Origin of the sequence: Mycolicibacterium neoaurum, assembly GCF_036946495.1 — a bacterium.
In the GTDB taxonomy this organism is placed as follows: domain Bacteria; phylum Actinomycetota; class Actinomycetes; order Mycobacteriales; family Mycobacteriaceae; genus Mycobacterium; species Mycobacterium neoaurum_B.
Genome location: NZ_JAQIIX010000002.1, coordinates 3986086 through 4000818, shown reverse-complemented (window position 1 = coordinate 4000818; position 14733 = coordinate 3986086). Strand labels below are relative to the sequence as shown.

The following is a 14733-nucleotide window of genomic DNA, read 5'->3' as shown; positions in this document are numbered from 1 at the left end:
ATCCGATGAACGGTGCGCCTGCCCGTGTCGACTACCAGTTACTGAACTCCCCGAGCGCTGCGGCGAGCGGAACCGGGACGCGGGCAGCGATTTTGGTTCCCCTGTCGGTGTGCTCGGTCGATTGGATGCGCCCCTCGGCGTGGACGCGGGCCACCAGGTCGCCGCGTTCGTAGGGCAACGTCACGTCGACGAAGGCATCGGTCGGTTCGACCAGATCCGCCATCCGGGTCCGCAGCTGCGCCAGCCCCTCGCCGGTGTGCGCCGAGACGAACACCGCATCGGGCAGTGCGCGCCGCAGCTGGGCCAGCGCGAGATCGCCCGCGGCGTCGATCTTGTTCACCACCAACAGTTCCGGCGGCGGGGCGATGCCGTACTCGGTGACGACATCGTTGATCACCGTCCGTACCGCCTGAATCTGGGCCAGCGGGGTGGCATCGGAGCCGTCGACGACGTGGATGAGCAACTCCGCGTCGGCCACCTCTTCCAGAGTGGACCGGAACGCCTCCACCAGTTGGGTGGGCAGATGTCGCACGAACCCGACGGTGTCGGTGAGCACGAACGCACGACCGTCCTCGAACTCCCCACGGCGAGTGGTCGGCTCAAGCGTGGCGAACAGGGCATTCTCGACCAGGACACCGGCGCCGGTGAGCGCGTTGAGCAGGCTGGACTTGCCGGCGTTGGTGTAGCCGACGATCGCCAATGCGGCGGCATCGCTGCGCCGTCGGCTGCCGCGCTGGGTGTCGCGGATCTTCTTCATATCCTTGATCTCGCGGCGGAGTTTGGACATCCGCTCGCGGATGCGGCGCCGGTCGGTCTCGATCTTGGTTTCACCAGGGCCGCGGGTACCCACGCCGCCACCGGCACCGCCGGCCCGCCCGCCGGCCTGCCGGGACATCGATTCACCCCAACCGCGCAGCCGCGGCAGCATGTACTCCATCTGGGCCAGCGAGACCTGCGCCTTACCTTCCCGGCTGGTCGCGTGCTGGGCGAAAATGTCCAGGATCAGCGCGGTGCGGTCGATCACCTTGACCTTGACGGCCTTTTCCAGGGCGTTGAGCTGGGCGGGGCTGAGCTCGCCGTCACAGATGACGGTGTCCGCTCCGGTGGCCTCGACGATCTCCCTCAGCTCGATGGCCTTACCGGAACCGATATAGGTCGACGCGTCGGGCTTGTCGCGGCGTTGCACCAGGCCTTCGAGGACCTCCGAGCCGGCCGTCTCGGCGAGCGCGGCCAGTTCGGCCATGCTCGCGTCGACATCGGCCGCACTGCCTTCGGTCCACACGCCTACCAGGACCACGCGCTCCAGACGGAGCTGGCGGTACTCGACTTCAGAGATGTCGGCGAGCTCGGTGGACAGTCCGGCGACCCTGCGTAGGGCCGCCCGGTCTTCCAGGGCGAGTTCACCGGTGCTGGGAACAGGATTGTTCGGAGAAAATTCAGTCATATGTGCTTTCGATGGTGACATGCCGCCCGGGCTGCACGCATGTGATTAATCGCCCGCATAGTCACCGCGGGCCACCAGGGCCGACGGACCGTGCAGGTAGCTGGTGGCCTCGGTGATGGTGACGGTGACCTCGCCGCCGGGGATACGCACCCGCAGGGTACCGGTGTCGGCCCCGCCGTCCACCAGCGCCGCCAACGCCGCGGCAACGGTTCCCGTTCCGCAGGAACGTGTTTCGCCGACCCCGCGTTCGTGGACCCGCATGCTGACCGCGCCCGACTCGGGACGGGTGAGCACCTCGATGTTGACACCTTCAGGGAATTGGCTGGTGTCGAACGAGACCGGCGCGGCGACGTCGAGGGCGGCCAGCTGCGCGGCGCTGAGATCGCTGACGCACGCCAGGTGCGGATTACCGACATCGACACCCAGCCCGGTGAAGCTCTGCCCGCCGACGACGGCCGAACCAGCACCCAGCAGTACCGCCTTGCCCATGTCCACGGTGACCTCGGCCCGTGCGCTCTCGCCCTCATCGACCCGCACGACGACCGGACGCGGCCCGGCCAACGAGCCCACCACGAATTCGTCCCGGTCCTCCAGACCGGAGGTGCGCAGATAGTGCGCGAACACTCGCACCCCGTTTCCGCACATCTGGGCGATCGAACCGTCGGCGTTGCGGTAATCCATGTACCAGTCGTCGCCGGCCACACCCTCGGGCAGCACCGCGAACACCCCGGCCGCCTGGGCCGCGGCGGCGGTCGTCACGCGCAGCACCCCGTCGGCGCCGAGGCCGCGACGCCGGTCGCACAGGGTGGCCACCCAGTCGGGGTGCAGCGGAAGTTCGGCATCCAGGTCGGGCAGCACGACGAAATCGTTCTGCGTTCCGTGTCCCTTGACGAAGGGGATACCGAGTCTCACCTGTCCAGGATACTCAGCGCGGCCTCGGCCAGGTCCGGGCGCGAACCGTCCAGCCACCGGACCCGATGGTCGCGCCGGAACCACGACCGCTGCCGTCGCACATACCGGCGGGTGCCCACGAAGGTGGCTTCGCGCGCCCCGACGAAGTCGGGATCGTCGCCGGCATCCAACGCAGCGAGCACCTGGGCGTAGCCGATGGCGCGGGCGGCGGTGACACCGTCGCGCAGGCCACGCTCGATCAGGCCGGATACCTCATCGACCAGCCCGTCGGCGAACATGGTCTCGGTACGCGCACGCAGGCGGATATCGAGTGTGCCTGTCTCCCAGTCCAATCCGATGATCTGGGTACCCCACCGCGGATTGCCGATCCGTGGCGCGGAGGCCGCGAACGGCTCGCCGGTCAGCTCGACGACTTCCAGGGCCCGCACGATGCGGCGGGCATCGGTGTCCAGGATCGCCGCCGCCGCGGCGGGATCGACGCGCGCCAGTTCACCGTGCAGCGCGGCCACCCCGTCCTCGGCCAGTCTGGCCTCCCACTTGGCCCGCACCGCGGGGTCGGTATCGGGAAACGACCACTGGTCGAGCAGCGACTGGATGTAGAGCATCGACCCGCCCACGATCACCGGGACCGCACCGCGCGCCAGGATGGCCTCGATATCGGCGGCCGCACTGTGCTGATACCGCGCGACCGAGGCGTTCTCGGTGACATCGAGAACATCGAGCTGATGGTGGACGATGCCCTCGCGGTGCTCGAGCGGCAGCTTCGCGGTGCCGATGTCCATACCGCGGTAGAGCTGCATGGCGTCGGCGTTGACGATCTCACCGCCCAACTGGTGGGCCAGTGCCAGCGCGAGCGCGGACTTCCCGGTTCCGGTCGGGCCGATCACGGCGACCGGTCGTAGCGCTGGTGTCACAGCCGCCACGTCCCGACGAAGTACCCGACGCCGTACGGGGCGCCGCGGTAGAACTCGCTGGCCACCACCGGTGCCGAGCCGACCAGGTCGGCCGCCGCCCGGTAGGCGTCGCGGCCCACTGCGCCGACGGCCACCTCGGGCAGGTTCGCGGTGTCGCCGGCGGCCAGCGCATCATCGAGCCGGTTCTGCTCCGACACCGAATCGGGGTCGAATCCGCCCGGCGCGGTGGCGGTCAGGGTGTTGGCGCCGTCGGCGACCACCAGTACACCGATCGGGTCATCGGTGGCGTCCAGGACCGCACGCAGGGATCGGGTATCGGTGTCAGGTCCGATGATGTGCACCTCGGCCACGGCGTCGGGCGCGGCGTTGGCGCGCACCCAGCCGGTGATCAGTGCGCCCAGCGGGAGATCGGTCACCGCGCCGTCGGATTCCGGCGACAGCGTGACGACGATGTCGGCGCCGTAGCCGGCAAATGTTCCAACCGCCTGCGGGCCCACGACGGCAGAGTCCTGGCCCGTGGCCACCGCGACCCAGCGTGACGGCAGCTGCGCGGCGACCGCCAGTACGGCCGCCCGCAGATCGGCCACCTCCTCGGCCGCCGCTCCGGCCAACTCCGGCACCAGGATCGGCGCGGATGGGATCAGTGCAATGGCCGCCAACACGTCTTCACGCTAGCGCGCGGGCGAAACCTGCTCGTCGGCCCAGCCCGCCTCGCCGCGCGCGAGCGCGGTCGTCGCCAGCACCATCACCACCACCGCAGCCACCAGGGTGATCCACCCCGCCTCGCCGGGGCGCAAGGTCTCCCCCAGCACCACGACACCGAGTGCGGACGCGACGACCGGTTCGGTCACCGTCATCGTCGGTAGCGACGCCGTGATCGCACCAGCCCGGAAGGCCGCTTGCTGATAGGCGGTGCCCGCCACGGCGACCAGCGCCCACGCGTACAGCTCCGGGGTGCGCAGAAGCTCTGCGAACCCGTCGCCGAGCCGGTCCACCACGGCCTTGGTGAGGATCGCGAAAATCCCCCACAGCGCGCCGGACACCACCGCGAGCAGGATCGCGCCGATCGGCTTACCCGACCAGAGCCGCGCTCCGGCGACACACAACACCAGCACCGGGCCCAGCACGGCAACGACGGCAAGCCAGGCCTGTGTGCCTGCCCGGGCCTGGCCTTCCGTGGGATTGCCGACGGTGACGATCACCGCCACCGAGATCGCCAGCAGCACCGCCCACGTCCATTCGAAACGAGTCACCCGACGTCGATAGGCCCGCGCATTGAGCGGCAGCGCGAACAGCAGCGAGGTCACCAGCAGCGCCTGCACCAGCAGCACCGATCCGAAACCCAACGCGGCCGCCTGCAGACCGAAGCCGACCGCGGAGACCAGGCTGCCGACCCACCAGGCCCGGTCGCGGAGCAGGCGCAGGAACAGCGCGAGGTGGCTGACGTCCTCGTCGGTCACCTCATGGGCGGAGCGCTGGTGGATGACATCGCCGATGGCGATGAACAGGGCGGCACCGAGCGCCAGCAGTGCGGCGATATCCGCCTTGTCCAAACCGACCTCCTGAAGGGTTCGGGTCCTGAGGTTGCCGGTAAAGCGGCTCGGATCGCAACCGCAGATCGCGCACGCATCGCGAAGCCGTGCGCACGGACGGGACCGACCTGCTTGAATAACGTGCGGAAGCATCGGGCGCCGCGTCGCGCGGCAGGTGCGCGGGTCGAACCGCGCGGGAGTGCGAGGAAGAGATGACAACCAGCGATTCAGGGCCGGGCGAGACTGCCGAGACGTCGGCACCCAAACCCACACCGAAACCGATCCCACGGCCCGGACCGCGGCCCGCACCCCATCCCCGGCCGGCGGCCGCCGCCGCTCCGGTCGTGCCGCCGTCGGTGGACCCGCACCGCTTCGGCCGTGTCGAGGACGATGGCACGGTCGTGCTCATCACCTCTGCCGGTGAGCGCGTCATCGGGTCCTGGCAGGCCGGTGACGCCGAGGCGGCGTACGCCCATTTCGGTCGCCGCTTCGACGATCTCAACACCGAGGTCGTGCTGCTGGAAACCCGGCTGGCCTCCGGAAGCGGTGATGCCCGCAAGATCAAGTCCGCCGCGACGGCGCTGCTGGAGACGCTGCCGACGGCCGCGGTCCTCGGTGATGTCGACTCGGTGCAGGCCCGCTTGAACAGCATTCTCGAGCACGCCGACGGGGCGGCCGCCGAGGAACGCGCACGCCGCGATGAGCACCGCGCGGCCCAGACCGCACGCAAGGAAGCCTTGGCCGCCGAGGCCGAGGAGATCGCCAATGCCACCGGCCAATGGAAGGCCGCCGGCGACCGGCTCCGCGCCATCCTCGACGAATGGCGCACGATCACCGGGCTGGACCGCAAGACCGATGATGCGCTGTGGAAGCGGTACTCGGCGGCGCGCGAGACCTTCAACCGGCGCCGGGGCTCGCACTTCGCCGAGCTGGACCGCGAGCGGGTCGGTGCGCGGCAGGCCAAGGAGGCCTTGTGCGAGAAGGCCGAGAAGCTCAGTGACTCCACCGACTGGGCGGGCACCGCGGCGACCTTCCGCGAACTGCTCGCCCAGTGGAAGGCTGCCGGGCGAGCGACCAAGGATGTCGACGATGCACTGTGGGCCCGTTTCAAGGCTGCCCAGGACACCTTCTTCGCCGCCCGCAACGCCATGAACGCCGAGCGGGACGCCGAGTTCGGCGCCAATGCCGAGGCAAAGGAAAAGCTGCTGGCCGAGGCCGAGCGCATCGACATCTCCGACCCCAAGGCCGCGCTGTCCGCGCTGCGCACGATCGGCGACAAATGGGATGCCATCGGCAAGGTGCCCCGCGAGCGATCGGCTGACCTGGAGCGCCGGTTGCGGGCGGTGGAGAAGAAGGTCCGCGACGCGCAGACCGTCGATCACACCGATGCCGAGGCCAAGGCCCGTGCCGACCAGTTCCGGGAACGGGCCGAGCAGTTCGAGCGCCAGGCGGAGAAGGCCGAGGCGGCCGGCAAGACAAAGGATGCCGAGAAGGCCCGTGCCAGTGCCGCGCAGTGGCGCGAGTGGGCAGGTACGGCCGCCGAGGCCGTCACCAAGAAGCGTTAGCCCTCGTCGTCCAGCAGCGACTTGCGCTGCTGGGCGGCGATCGCCGCGCGTCGCTCTTCCTCGGCACTCAGATGCACCGCGGTACGCGTCCACACCACCCGTGCCCAGTGGAAGGCCAGGACCAGCACCGCGATCCAGGCGATGATCAGGCCGATGCCCGGTCCGGGCAGATCGCCGGCCGCGGTCTGCCGGGACCACACCGCGAGCATGCCCGCCGGACAGGCGACGGTGGTGCCGGCCAGTGCGATCCAGGCCAGCGTCCAGCGCCGGGTCAGCAGCGCCAGGATCGAGAATCCGACACCGAAGACCAGCGCCAACCAGACAAATACGCGCGAGGGCAACGACAGACCGGTGGCGTGCGCGGCATCGCTGGCCACCAGGATGTCGAGTCCGCGCGCCGATCCGGTGTGCGGCAGCACGAAGGTGCCGAGAAGCACGAAGACACAGACCGCCACCACCATCGCCCGGGCACCGGGGTCGATCTCTGCGGCGACGCGACGTTCGGCCGCTTCCAGGTCGTCCTTGAAGTCCTCGAACTCCGGCGGGTTCTTCTCACTCACAATGCGCATCCAGACGTCGAACAATCGGTGGTGGTGGCCGCCGCCGGCGCGCCGATGCCCGGCATGCCGAGGCCGACCCCGGTCACCGGCCGCAGACCGGCGGCATGCGCGTCGCCGGCACGGGTGCGGCGATGGGTGCGAACCGGGCCGTCGGCGATTAGGAAGTGTGGGGCGGCTCGGGTCACCGTGGTGGTGACGATGTCGCCGGGGCGGATATCGGCGCCGCCGGCGTCGAAGTGCACCAGCCTGCCATCGCGTGCACGCCCGGACAGCCGTGCGGTGGCGGCGTCCTTGCGACCCTCGCCCGCAGCGACCAGCAACTCGACCTCGCGACCGACCTGGGCCTTGTTCTCCGACCACGAGATCTGTTCCTGCAGATCGATGAGCCGCTGATACCGCTGGCTGACAACCTCTTTGGGCAACTGGTCGGGCAATGTCGCGGCGGGGGTGCCCGGCCGCTTGGAGTACTGGAAGGTGAAGGCACTGGCGAATCTCGCCTGGGCCACCACATCGAGGGTGGCCTGAAAATCCTCCTCGGTCTCGCCGGGGAACCCGACGATGATGTCGGTGGTGATGGCCGCATGCGGTATGGCGGACCGGACCCGGTCGATGATGCCGAGGAATTTCTCGGCTCGATAGGACCGGCGCATCGCCTTGAGGATGCGGTCGGACCCGGACTGCAACGGCATGTGCAGTGTCGGACAGATATTCGGGGTGGCGGCCATCGCCTCGATCACATCGTCGGTGAATTCGGCCGGATGCGGCGAGGTGAACCGCACCCGTTCAAGTCCGTCGATGGTTCCGCAGGCGCGCAACAACTCCGCGAAGGCACCCCGATTACGCGGGATCGTCGGGTCGGCGTAAGAGACGCCGTATGCGTTGACGTTCTGGCCCAACAACGTGACTTCGAGCACACCCTGGTCGACGAGGGTCTGCACCTCGGCCAGGATCTCGCCGGGGCGGCGGTCGACCTCCTTGCCGCGCAGCGCGGGCACGATGCAGAACGTACACGTGTTGTTACAGCCGACCGATATCGAAACCCAAGCGGCATAAGCGGATTCACGTGCGGCCGGCAGCGCTGATGGGAACTCCTGCAGGGCCTCGGCAATCTCGACCTGGGCGACACGCTGGTGTCGCGCCCGCTCCAACAACACCGGTAGCGATCCGATGTTGTGGGTGCCGAACACCACATCGACCCACGGCGCCTTCTTCAGCACGGTGTCCCGGTCCTTCTGGGCCAGACACCCGCCGACAGCGATCTGCATGTTCGGGTCGGCCGCCTTGCGCGGTGCCAGGTGGCTGAGGTTGCCGTAGAGCTTGTTGTCGGCGTTCTCGCGCACCGCACAGGTGTTGAACACGACGATGTCGGCATCGGTTCCCTCGGCGGCGCGCGTGTAACCGGCGGCCTCCAACAGGCCGGACAGCCGTTCGGAATCGTGCACGTTCATCTGGCAGCCGTAGGTGCGCACCTGATAGGTGCGCGCATCGACGTCGGCGGGTGCCGCAAGATCCGCCTGTGCGTCGGCAGCAACCATGGAACTCACGACGTTCATGTTACGGGGGTGTCGATACCGCCCATCCTGAGCGTTCCCTGGGTAGGGTCAAAGCCCATGACCACCGCGGCTTCGGTCCCGATGATCTCGATGCAGGCTGTCGACAAGCATTTCGGCGATCTCCACGTGCTCAAGGACATCAATCTCGACGTCCCGCGCGGTCAGGTCGTCGTGGTGCTCGGCCCGTCGGGTTCGGGCAAATCCACCTTGTGCCGCACCATCAATCGGCTGGAGCCGATCGACGCGGGCACCATCACCATCGACGGTGAGGTGCTGCCCGCGGAGGGCCGCAAACTGGCGCAGCTACGCTCCGATGTCGGCATGGTGTTCCAGTCGTTCAACCTGTTCGCCCACAAGACGATCATCGAGAACGTCATGCTGGCGCCGATCAAGGTGCGCAAGATCGCCAAGGACGCCGCGCGTGCCGAGGGCATGAAACTGCTGGATCGGGTCGGTATCGCCAACCAGGCCGACAAGTACCCCGCGCAGCTCTCCGGCGGGCAGCAGCAGCGGGTCGCCATCGCCAGGTCGTTGGCGATGAACCCGAAGGTGATGCTGTTCGACGAGCCCACCAGCGCGCTGGACCCCGAGATGATCAACGAGGTGCTGGCCGTCATGACCGACCTGGCCACCGAGGGGATGACGATGCTGGTCGTCACCCACGAGATGGGCTTTGCGCGGCGCGCGTCACAGCGGGTGATCTTCATGGCCGACGGCGCGATCGTGGAGGACGCCGAGCCGGAGGAGTTCTTCGGCAATCCGAAATCCGACCGTGCCAAGGACTTCCTCGGCAAGATTCTCAATCACTGAATCGAAGGAGCACGTGATGTCATTTCGAATTCGGGTGGCCGCTGCCGCCGTACTGGCCGCGGCATTGCCGCTGACGCTGGCCGCCTGTGGTGGCGGATCGGGCGGTGACGAGAACAAGGTGGTCATCGGTACCAAGTTCGACCAGCCGGGACTCGGGCTGAAGAACCCCGACGGGTCGATGAGCGGGTTCGACGTCGACGTGGCGACCTATGTCGCCGAACAGCTCGGCTACACCCCCGATCAGATCGAGTGGAAGGAAGCCCCGTCCGGTCAGCGCGAGACGCTGATCCAGAACGGACAGGTCGACTTCATCGCCGCCACCTACTCGATCACCGACGCGCGCAAGGAGAAGGTCAGCTTCGCCGGCCCCTACCTGGTCACTGGCCAGAGCCTGTTGGTGCGGGCCGACAACTCCGACATCGTCGGCGCCGAGTCACTGGAGAACAACAAGAAGCTGTGCTCGGTCACCGGCTCGACCCCGGCCCAGCGCATCAAGGACAAATACCCCGGGGTCCAGCTGCAGCAATACGACACCTACTCGGCCTGTGTCGAGGCCCTCAAGAGCGGTGCGATCGATGCGGTGACCACCGATGAGGTGATCCTGGCCGGGTACGCCGCGCAGCAGCCCGGCACCTTCAAGCTGGTCGGCGAACCGTTCTCCGAGGAGAACTACGGTATCGGGTTGAAGAAGGACGACACCGAACTGCAGACCAAGATCAACGACGCCATCACCAAGATGGAGACCGAGGGCAAGTGGGCCGCGGCGTTCGAGAAGAACTTGGGCCCCGCCGGTATCGCCACACCCCAGCCGCCCGCCGTCACGAAGTAGCGGATCGCACCGGGTGGAAGTTTTCAGCGAGTACCAGGACCGGATCTTCGCCGCGTTCCTGGTCACCATCGAGCTGACCGTGTATGCGGGGATAGGCGCGCTGGTGCTGGGCACCGTGCTGGCTGCGATGCGGCTCTCACCGGTACCGGTGATGCGGGCGGTGGGCACCACTTACGTCAACGTGGTGCGCAACACCCCGCTGACCCTCATCCTGGTGTTCTGCTCGCTGGGCCTGGCCAACACGCTGCACATCACGCTGACCGACCCGACGTCGCCGACGTCGATCGTGGACAGCAACTTCCGCCTGGCGGTGCTCGGGCTGACGGTCTACACCGCGGCGTTCGTGTGTGAGGCCATCCGCTCCGGGGTGAACACCGTGCCGATGGGTCAGGCCGAGGCGGCGCGCTCGCTCGGCCTGACCTTCTCGCAGAATCTCCGGATCATCTTGCTGCCACAGGCTTTTCGAGCGGTCATCATCCCGCTTGGTTCGGTGCTGATCGCGCTGACCAAGAACACCACCATCGCCTCGGCGATCGGTGTGGCCGAGGCGGCCCTGCTGATGAAGGAGATGGTGGAGAACACCTCGGCACTACTGGTGGTCGGTGGCATCTTCGCCATCGGGTTCGTCATCCTGACCCTGCCGATGGGCTTGCTGTTCGGTTGGCTGGGTAAGCGCTGGGCGGTGTTGCGGTGATGAGCGCTTGCGCGAAGAACAGACAACGCGTGAGCGCTCGAGCGAAGAACGGAGAGCACTGATGACCGGTTCGTCAGTGTTGTTCGACGCGCCCGGCCCCCGGGCACGGGTCATCAACCTGATCCTGGCCGTGCTGACGGTCATCGTGTTCGCCGCGATCCTGGGCTGGGTGGCGTGGAAATTCGCCGACGCCGGGCAGTTCGATGCCGCCAAGTGGCAGCCGTTCTTCACCGCCGATCTCTGGACGACCTATGTGCTTCCCGGTATCGAGGGCACGCTGACCGCCGCCGCGGTGTCGATCGTGTTGGCCCTGGTGCTGGGCTGCCTGCTCGGAATCGGCCGGCTCTCACCGGTGCGTGCCATCAGCTGGGGCTGCGGCGTGTTCGTGGAGTTCTTCCGCGCGGTCCCGGTGCTGATCATGATGTTGTTCTCCTACGCGCTGTTCGCGATGTACGGCGTGTTCGCCTCGGAGTACCTGGCGCTGGCGGGGGTGATCACCGGTCTGACGTTGTACAACGCGGCCGTGATCGCCGAGATCGTGCGCACCGGTGTGCACGCGCTGCCCCGCGGCCAGGCCGAGGCCGCCTCGGCCCTGGGGATGACGTGGACGCAGACCATGTCCAGTGTGCAGCTCCCCCAGGCCATCACCTCGATGCTTCCGGTCCTGGTGTCGCAGATGGTCGTCGTGCTCAAGGACACCGCGATCGGCTATCAGATCACGTTCGTGGAGATGGTGCGCCAGGCCCAGAGCGTCGGTTCCGCCTACAGCAACTACATCCCGGCACTGATGGTCATCGCCGTGCTGATGATCGGACTGAACTTCGCCCTCTCCTCGTTTGCCACGCGACTCGAGGCCAGGCTGCGGCGGTCCAAGAAGGGCCCGCAACCGTTGGCCGCCAAGCCGTTGGATCAGGACGGTCCGGGAGTGTGATTGCGGGCCAGCGCCAGACCGGCGCTGGCGATCGCCGAGCAGCACACCATCACGAGGCCCAGCGGGCCCGCGGTGTGTTCACCGGCCAGACTCACCAGGGGTGAGACGGCGGCGGCCAGCAGGAACTGCGTGGCGCCCAATACCGCCGAGGCGCTACCTGCTGCCCGCGGCGCTGCCGACAGTGCCAGCGCGGTGGTGGTGCCGAAGATCAGACCCATGCCGGCATCAGCGGCGAACAGTGGGAGCGCCAGCCAGCCTGCCGCGAGATCGGTACAGGCCAGCGCCAGCACGGCGGCGCTGGCGACGGTGATGACCGCCAGTCCGGCGGTGGCCAGGACGTGCGGTTCGGTGCGGGCCGACAACCGGGCGCTCAGCGCGCTCACCAGCAGCAGGCCGAGGGCGTTGACCCCGAACACCGCACCGTACTGGGCCGCACTGAGGCCCATCATCGTCTGGTAGACGAACGGTGAGGCCGAGATATAGGCCATCAGCACCGCGAAGGCGAAGCCGAACGCGACAACGTTGCCGATATAGCGACGTCCGAGCAATTGACGCAATGGCGAGCCCGCGGCGACCTTCTCGGCGCGCAGCGCGGCGCGACGCTGCTCGGTGTGCGTCTCGCGGATGACGATGAGCGCGGTGATGAGCATCAGGGCGACCAGCACCAGGATGATCGCCAACGCGCCGCGCCAACCCAACGGACCGACGAGGAAGCCGCCGGCCAGCGGAGCGATGATCGGAGCGACGCCCCCGACGATCATCATCAGGCTGAAAGCCCGGGCAGCGGCACGGCCGGTGGCCAGGTCGGAGATGATGGCGCGGCCGATCACCATGCCCGCCGCACCCGTCAGGCCCTGCGCCAGCCGGGCGGCGATGAGCACCTCGATGGTGGGGGCGAACACCGCGACCGCACTGGCACCCACACAGATCGCGGCACCGATCCACAGCGGCTTCACCCGCCCATAACGATCGGAGAGTGGGCCGAAGATCAACTGCCCCAGCGCCAGGCCGATCAGGAACGTGGTCAGGGTCAGCTGGACGGTGGTCGGCGAGGTATGCAGATCGTCGACCATCTCGGGGAAGGCGGGCAGGTAGAGGTCGGTGGCGAACGGGGCCACCGCCGACAACAGCGCAAGGGTGACAAGGAGGCCGACGGTGATTCGCGGTGCCGCGTCTGTGTGCGGGGTGTCGACAGAGGTGGTCATGCAGCGGCTCCAAATTGATTATCAGATGATAGTTATATATCTATAACTATCAGGTAGGGTGACGATCATGCAAGCTCGATCCGCTCACACCGAGCAGCTCGCCGACCTGGCCGACCTCCTGATGGCGGTGTCCCGCGCGATCCGGGCCCGCACCATGGCTGATCCGTCCGTACTCGACCTCTCCACGACGGAGGTGACGGTGCTGCGCTATATCGACCACCACCCCGGCATCGGCCCCAGCGCGGTCGCCGCCGGAACAGACCTGCAACGCAGCAACCTGAGCCGGGCGCTGCGCGACCTGGAACGCAAGGGCCTGGTCGAACGATCCCCGGATCCCGCCGATAATCGCCAATTCCTGCTTCGCACAACACAACTGGCTGCCGAAGATCTCACCCGCATCCGCGCCGTCTGGGCCTCCGTCATCGGTGAGGCCATCGGCGGCGCCGTCGACGATCACCACGATCTTCCCGCGACGCTGCGCTTGCTGACCGCGCTGGAACGCGGGCTGCAGTAGCCACGTTCGGCCGGGCTGAATCGGTCCCGGGAATGAAGCACGGCGTGCACTGTTATCTCAACAGGGTCAACAACCGATCGGTTCGCACGAACCGTTCCAGCTCTCGGAGGACGTCATGACCGATAACACACGTCACGCACCACTGGCAGGGCGCCGCGCATTGGTGACCGGTGCCTCGCGCGGTATCGGCGCCCAGATCGTGCGCCGCCTGGTCGCCGACGGTGCGTCGGTCGCCTTCACCTACAACTCCTCGCCGACCCCGGCAGAACAGCTGGTCGACGAACTGACCACCGCGGGCGCCAAGGTGGTATCCATCCAGGCCGACTCCGCCGACGCGCAAGCCGTCACCACCTCGGTCGAGACCGCCGTGGCAGAACTCGGCGGGCTGGACATCCTGGTCAACAACGCCGGCGTCGCCTCCGGCGCACTCATCGAGGACTTCGACCTCGAGGAATTCGACCGCATCATGAGCATCAACGTGCGCGGCGTTTTCGTGGCCACCAAGGCCGCAGTACCGCACCTCGGCACGGGCGGGCGCATCATCAATATTGGCAGTGTGAACGCCGAGCGCGTTCCGGTACCGGCCTTTTCGGTGTATGCGTTGTCCAAGGCGGCGGTTGCGGGGTTCACCCGCGGGCTGGCCCGCGAACTCGGTCCGCGCGGTATTACCGTCAACAACATCCAACCCGGACCGATCGCGACCGATATGAATCCCGCCGAGGGCCCGCTCGCCGACCAGATGACCCCGCTACTGGCTGTCGGCCATTACGGGCAGACCGGCGATGTCGCCGCCGCCGTGGCTTTTTTGGCCGCCCCCGACTCCGGCTACATCACCGGTATCAATTTGAACGTCGACGGCGGTTTCTTGATCTGAGGCAGCCGCTCCCGCGGCCAACACCTTCAACCGGAACCGGGTCTCGTCGATCTGGGCCTGACGCTCGTCGAGACGGCCCGCCACCTCGTCGAGAGCGGCCCGCAGGTCGGGACACATGTGCAGGTATGTCCCTCGCTCATCGGTGCGGGCACAGTCGAGGTACTGCCGAATGGTCGACGTGCCGAGTCCGGCGCCGATCATCAGCTGGATCTGCAGCACGCGCGTGACGTCCCGGCGACGGTACCGTCGGTAACCATTGGCCGTCCGGCCGGGGACCAGCAGTCCCCGGTCCTCGTAGTGACGTAGCGCGCGGGTGCTGACACCGGCCGCTGCGGCCAGCTCACCGATCAGCACGTCGGTGAACTCCGGACTCGGTGTTGACATTCACGCTGGCGT

The 14733-nt window shown here is 67.7% G+C and carries 15 protein-coding genes and 1 pseudogene; 7 read left to right on the top strand and 9 right to left on the bottom strand.

The features are described from left to right. Positions 1–31: 31 nt before the first annotated feature. The 5 genes from hflX to PGN27_RS24640 are packed head-to-tail and all read right to left on the bottom strand — an operon-like array spanning position 32 to position 4823. Positions 32–1444, bottom strand: coding sequence for a GTPase HflX (gene hflX / locus PGN27_RS24660; RefSeq protein ID WP_335328474.1), 1413 nt, complete (start codon positions 1442–1444; stop codon positions 32–34). Positions 1445–1489: 45 nt separating this feature from the next. After that, positions 1490–2344: a diaminopimelate epimerase gene (dapF, locus tag PGN27_RS24655; RefSeq protein ID WP_335328852.1), complete on the bottom strand. Its 855-nt coding sequence runs from the start codon at positions 2342–2344 to the stop codon at positions 1490–1492. 8 nt (positions 2345–2352) lie between these two features. Then, the gene (gene miaA, locus PGN27_RS24650) at positions 2353–3270 is read right to left on the bottom strand and encodes a tRNA (adenosine(37)-N6)-dimethylallyltransferase MiaA (protein ID WP_335328473.1); all 918 of its coding nucleotides are present in this window, start codon (positions 3268–3270) and stop codon (positions 2353–2355) included. Continuing rightward, complete coding sequence (locus PGN27_RS24645; protein WP_335328472.1) at positions 3267–3932, bottom strand: class III extradiol ring-cleavage dioxygenase family protein; 666 nt, start codon at positions 3930–3932, stop codon at positions 3267–3269. Before PGN27_RS24645 ends, miaA begins: the two co-directional genes overlap by 4 nt. A gap of 9 nt (positions 3933–3941) precedes the next feature. Next, positions 3942–4823, bottom strand: a complete 882-nt coding sequence (locus PGN27_RS24640) for a DMT family transporter (RefSeq protein WP_335328471.1) — start codon at positions 4821–4823, stop codon at positions 3942–3944. Between the two features lie 191 nt (positions 4824–5014). Between PGN27_RS24640 and PGN27_RS24635 the strand changes: the two genes are divergently transcribed. Then, positions 5015–6367 (top strand): DUF349 domain-containing protein, encoded by a 1353-nt coding sequence (locus PGN27_RS24635; RefSeq protein ID WP_335328470.1) that lies wholly within the window; start codon positions 5015–5017, stop codon positions 6365–6367. On the opposite strand, the gene PGN27_RS24630 is transcribed toward PGN27_RS24635, so the two are convergent. Both PGN27_RS24630 and miaB read right to left on the bottom strand, forming a co-directional pair. Continuing rightward, entirely contained in the window at positions 6364–6936 is a 573-nt protein-coding gene (locus PGN27_RS24630; protein ID WP_335328469.1) for an Rv2732c family membrane protein, read from the bottom strand. The genes PGN27_RS24635 and PGN27_RS24630 overlap by 4 nt on opposite strands. Next, positions 6924–8462 carry a tRNA (N6-isopentenyl adenosine(37)-C2)-methylthiotransferase MiaB gene (miaB, locus tag PGN27_RS24625; RefSeq protein ID WP_335328851.1) on the bottom strand — a complete coding sequence of 513 codons (1539 nt, stop codon included), beginning with the start codon at positions 8460–8462 and terminating at the stop codon, positions 6924–6926. The genes PGN27_RS24630 and miaB overlap by 13 nt, the downstream gene beginning before the upstream one ends. A 99-nt stretch (positions 8463–8561) precedes the next feature. Here miaB and PGN27_RS24620 point away from each other — a divergent pair, with 99 nt between their 5' ends. From PGN27_RS24620 to PGN27_RS24605, 4 genes are all read left to right on the top strand, one after another. Next, on the top strand, positions 8562–9290 hold the full coding sequence (locus PGN27_RS24620; protein WP_036461747.1) for an amino acid ABC transporter ATP-binding protein: 729 nt from the start codon (positions 8562–8564) through the stop codon (positions 9288–9290). Positions 9291–9306: 16 nt separating this feature from the next. Then, positions 9307–10119 carry a glutamate ABC transporter substrate-binding protein gene (locus PGN27_RS24615; RefSeq protein ID WP_335328468.1) on the top strand — a complete coding sequence of 271 codons (813 nt, stop codon included), beginning with the start codon at positions 9307–9309 and terminating at the stop codon, positions 10117–10119. A gap of 13 nt (positions 10120–10132) precedes the next feature. After that, positions 10133–10813: an amino acid ABC transporter permease gene (locus PGN27_RS24610; protein WP_335328467.1), complete on the top strand. Its 681-nt coding sequence runs from the start codon at positions 10133–10135 to the stop codon at positions 10811–10813. A 61-nt stretch (positions 10814–10874) separates the two neighbouring features. Beyond that, positions 10875–11744 (top strand): amino acid ABC transporter permease, encoded by an 870-nt coding sequence (locus PGN27_RS24605; RefSeq protein WP_335328466.1) that lies wholly within the window; start codon positions 10875–10877, stop codon positions 11742–11744. Here the strand turns inward: PGN27_RS24605 and PGN27_RS24600 are convergent. After that, entirely contained in the window at positions 11723–12949 is a 1227-nt protein-coding gene (locus tag PGN27_RS24600) for a multidrug effflux MFS transporter (RefSeq protein ID WP_335328465.1), read from the bottom strand. The genes PGN27_RS24605 and PGN27_RS24600 overlap by 22 nt on opposite strands. A gap of 67 nt (positions 12950–13016) precedes the next feature. Between PGN27_RS24600 and PGN27_RS24595 the strand changes: the two genes are divergently transcribed. Together PGN27_RS24595 and PGN27_RS24590 are read left to right on the top strand one after the other, a co-directional pair. Then, complete coding sequence (locus tag PGN27_RS24595) at positions 13017–13463, top strand: MarR family winged helix-turn-helix transcriptional regulator (protein WP_335328464.1); 447 nt, start codon at positions 13017–13019, stop codon at positions 13461–13463. Positions 13464–13578: 115 nt separating this feature from the next. Continuing rightward, positions 13579–14337, top strand: coding sequence for a 3-oxoacyl-ACP reductase family protein (locus PGN27_RS24590; protein WP_335328463.1), 759 nt, complete (start codon positions 13579–13581; stop codon positions 14335–14337). 165 nt (positions 14338–14502) lie between these two features. Here PGN27_RS24590 and PGN27_RS24585 read toward each other — a convergent pair. Then, a pseudogene (locus PGN27_RS24585) lies at positions 14503–14721 on the bottom strand (MerR family transcriptional regulator); the annotation flags it as partial. Positions 14722–14733 lie beyond the last annotated feature (12 nt).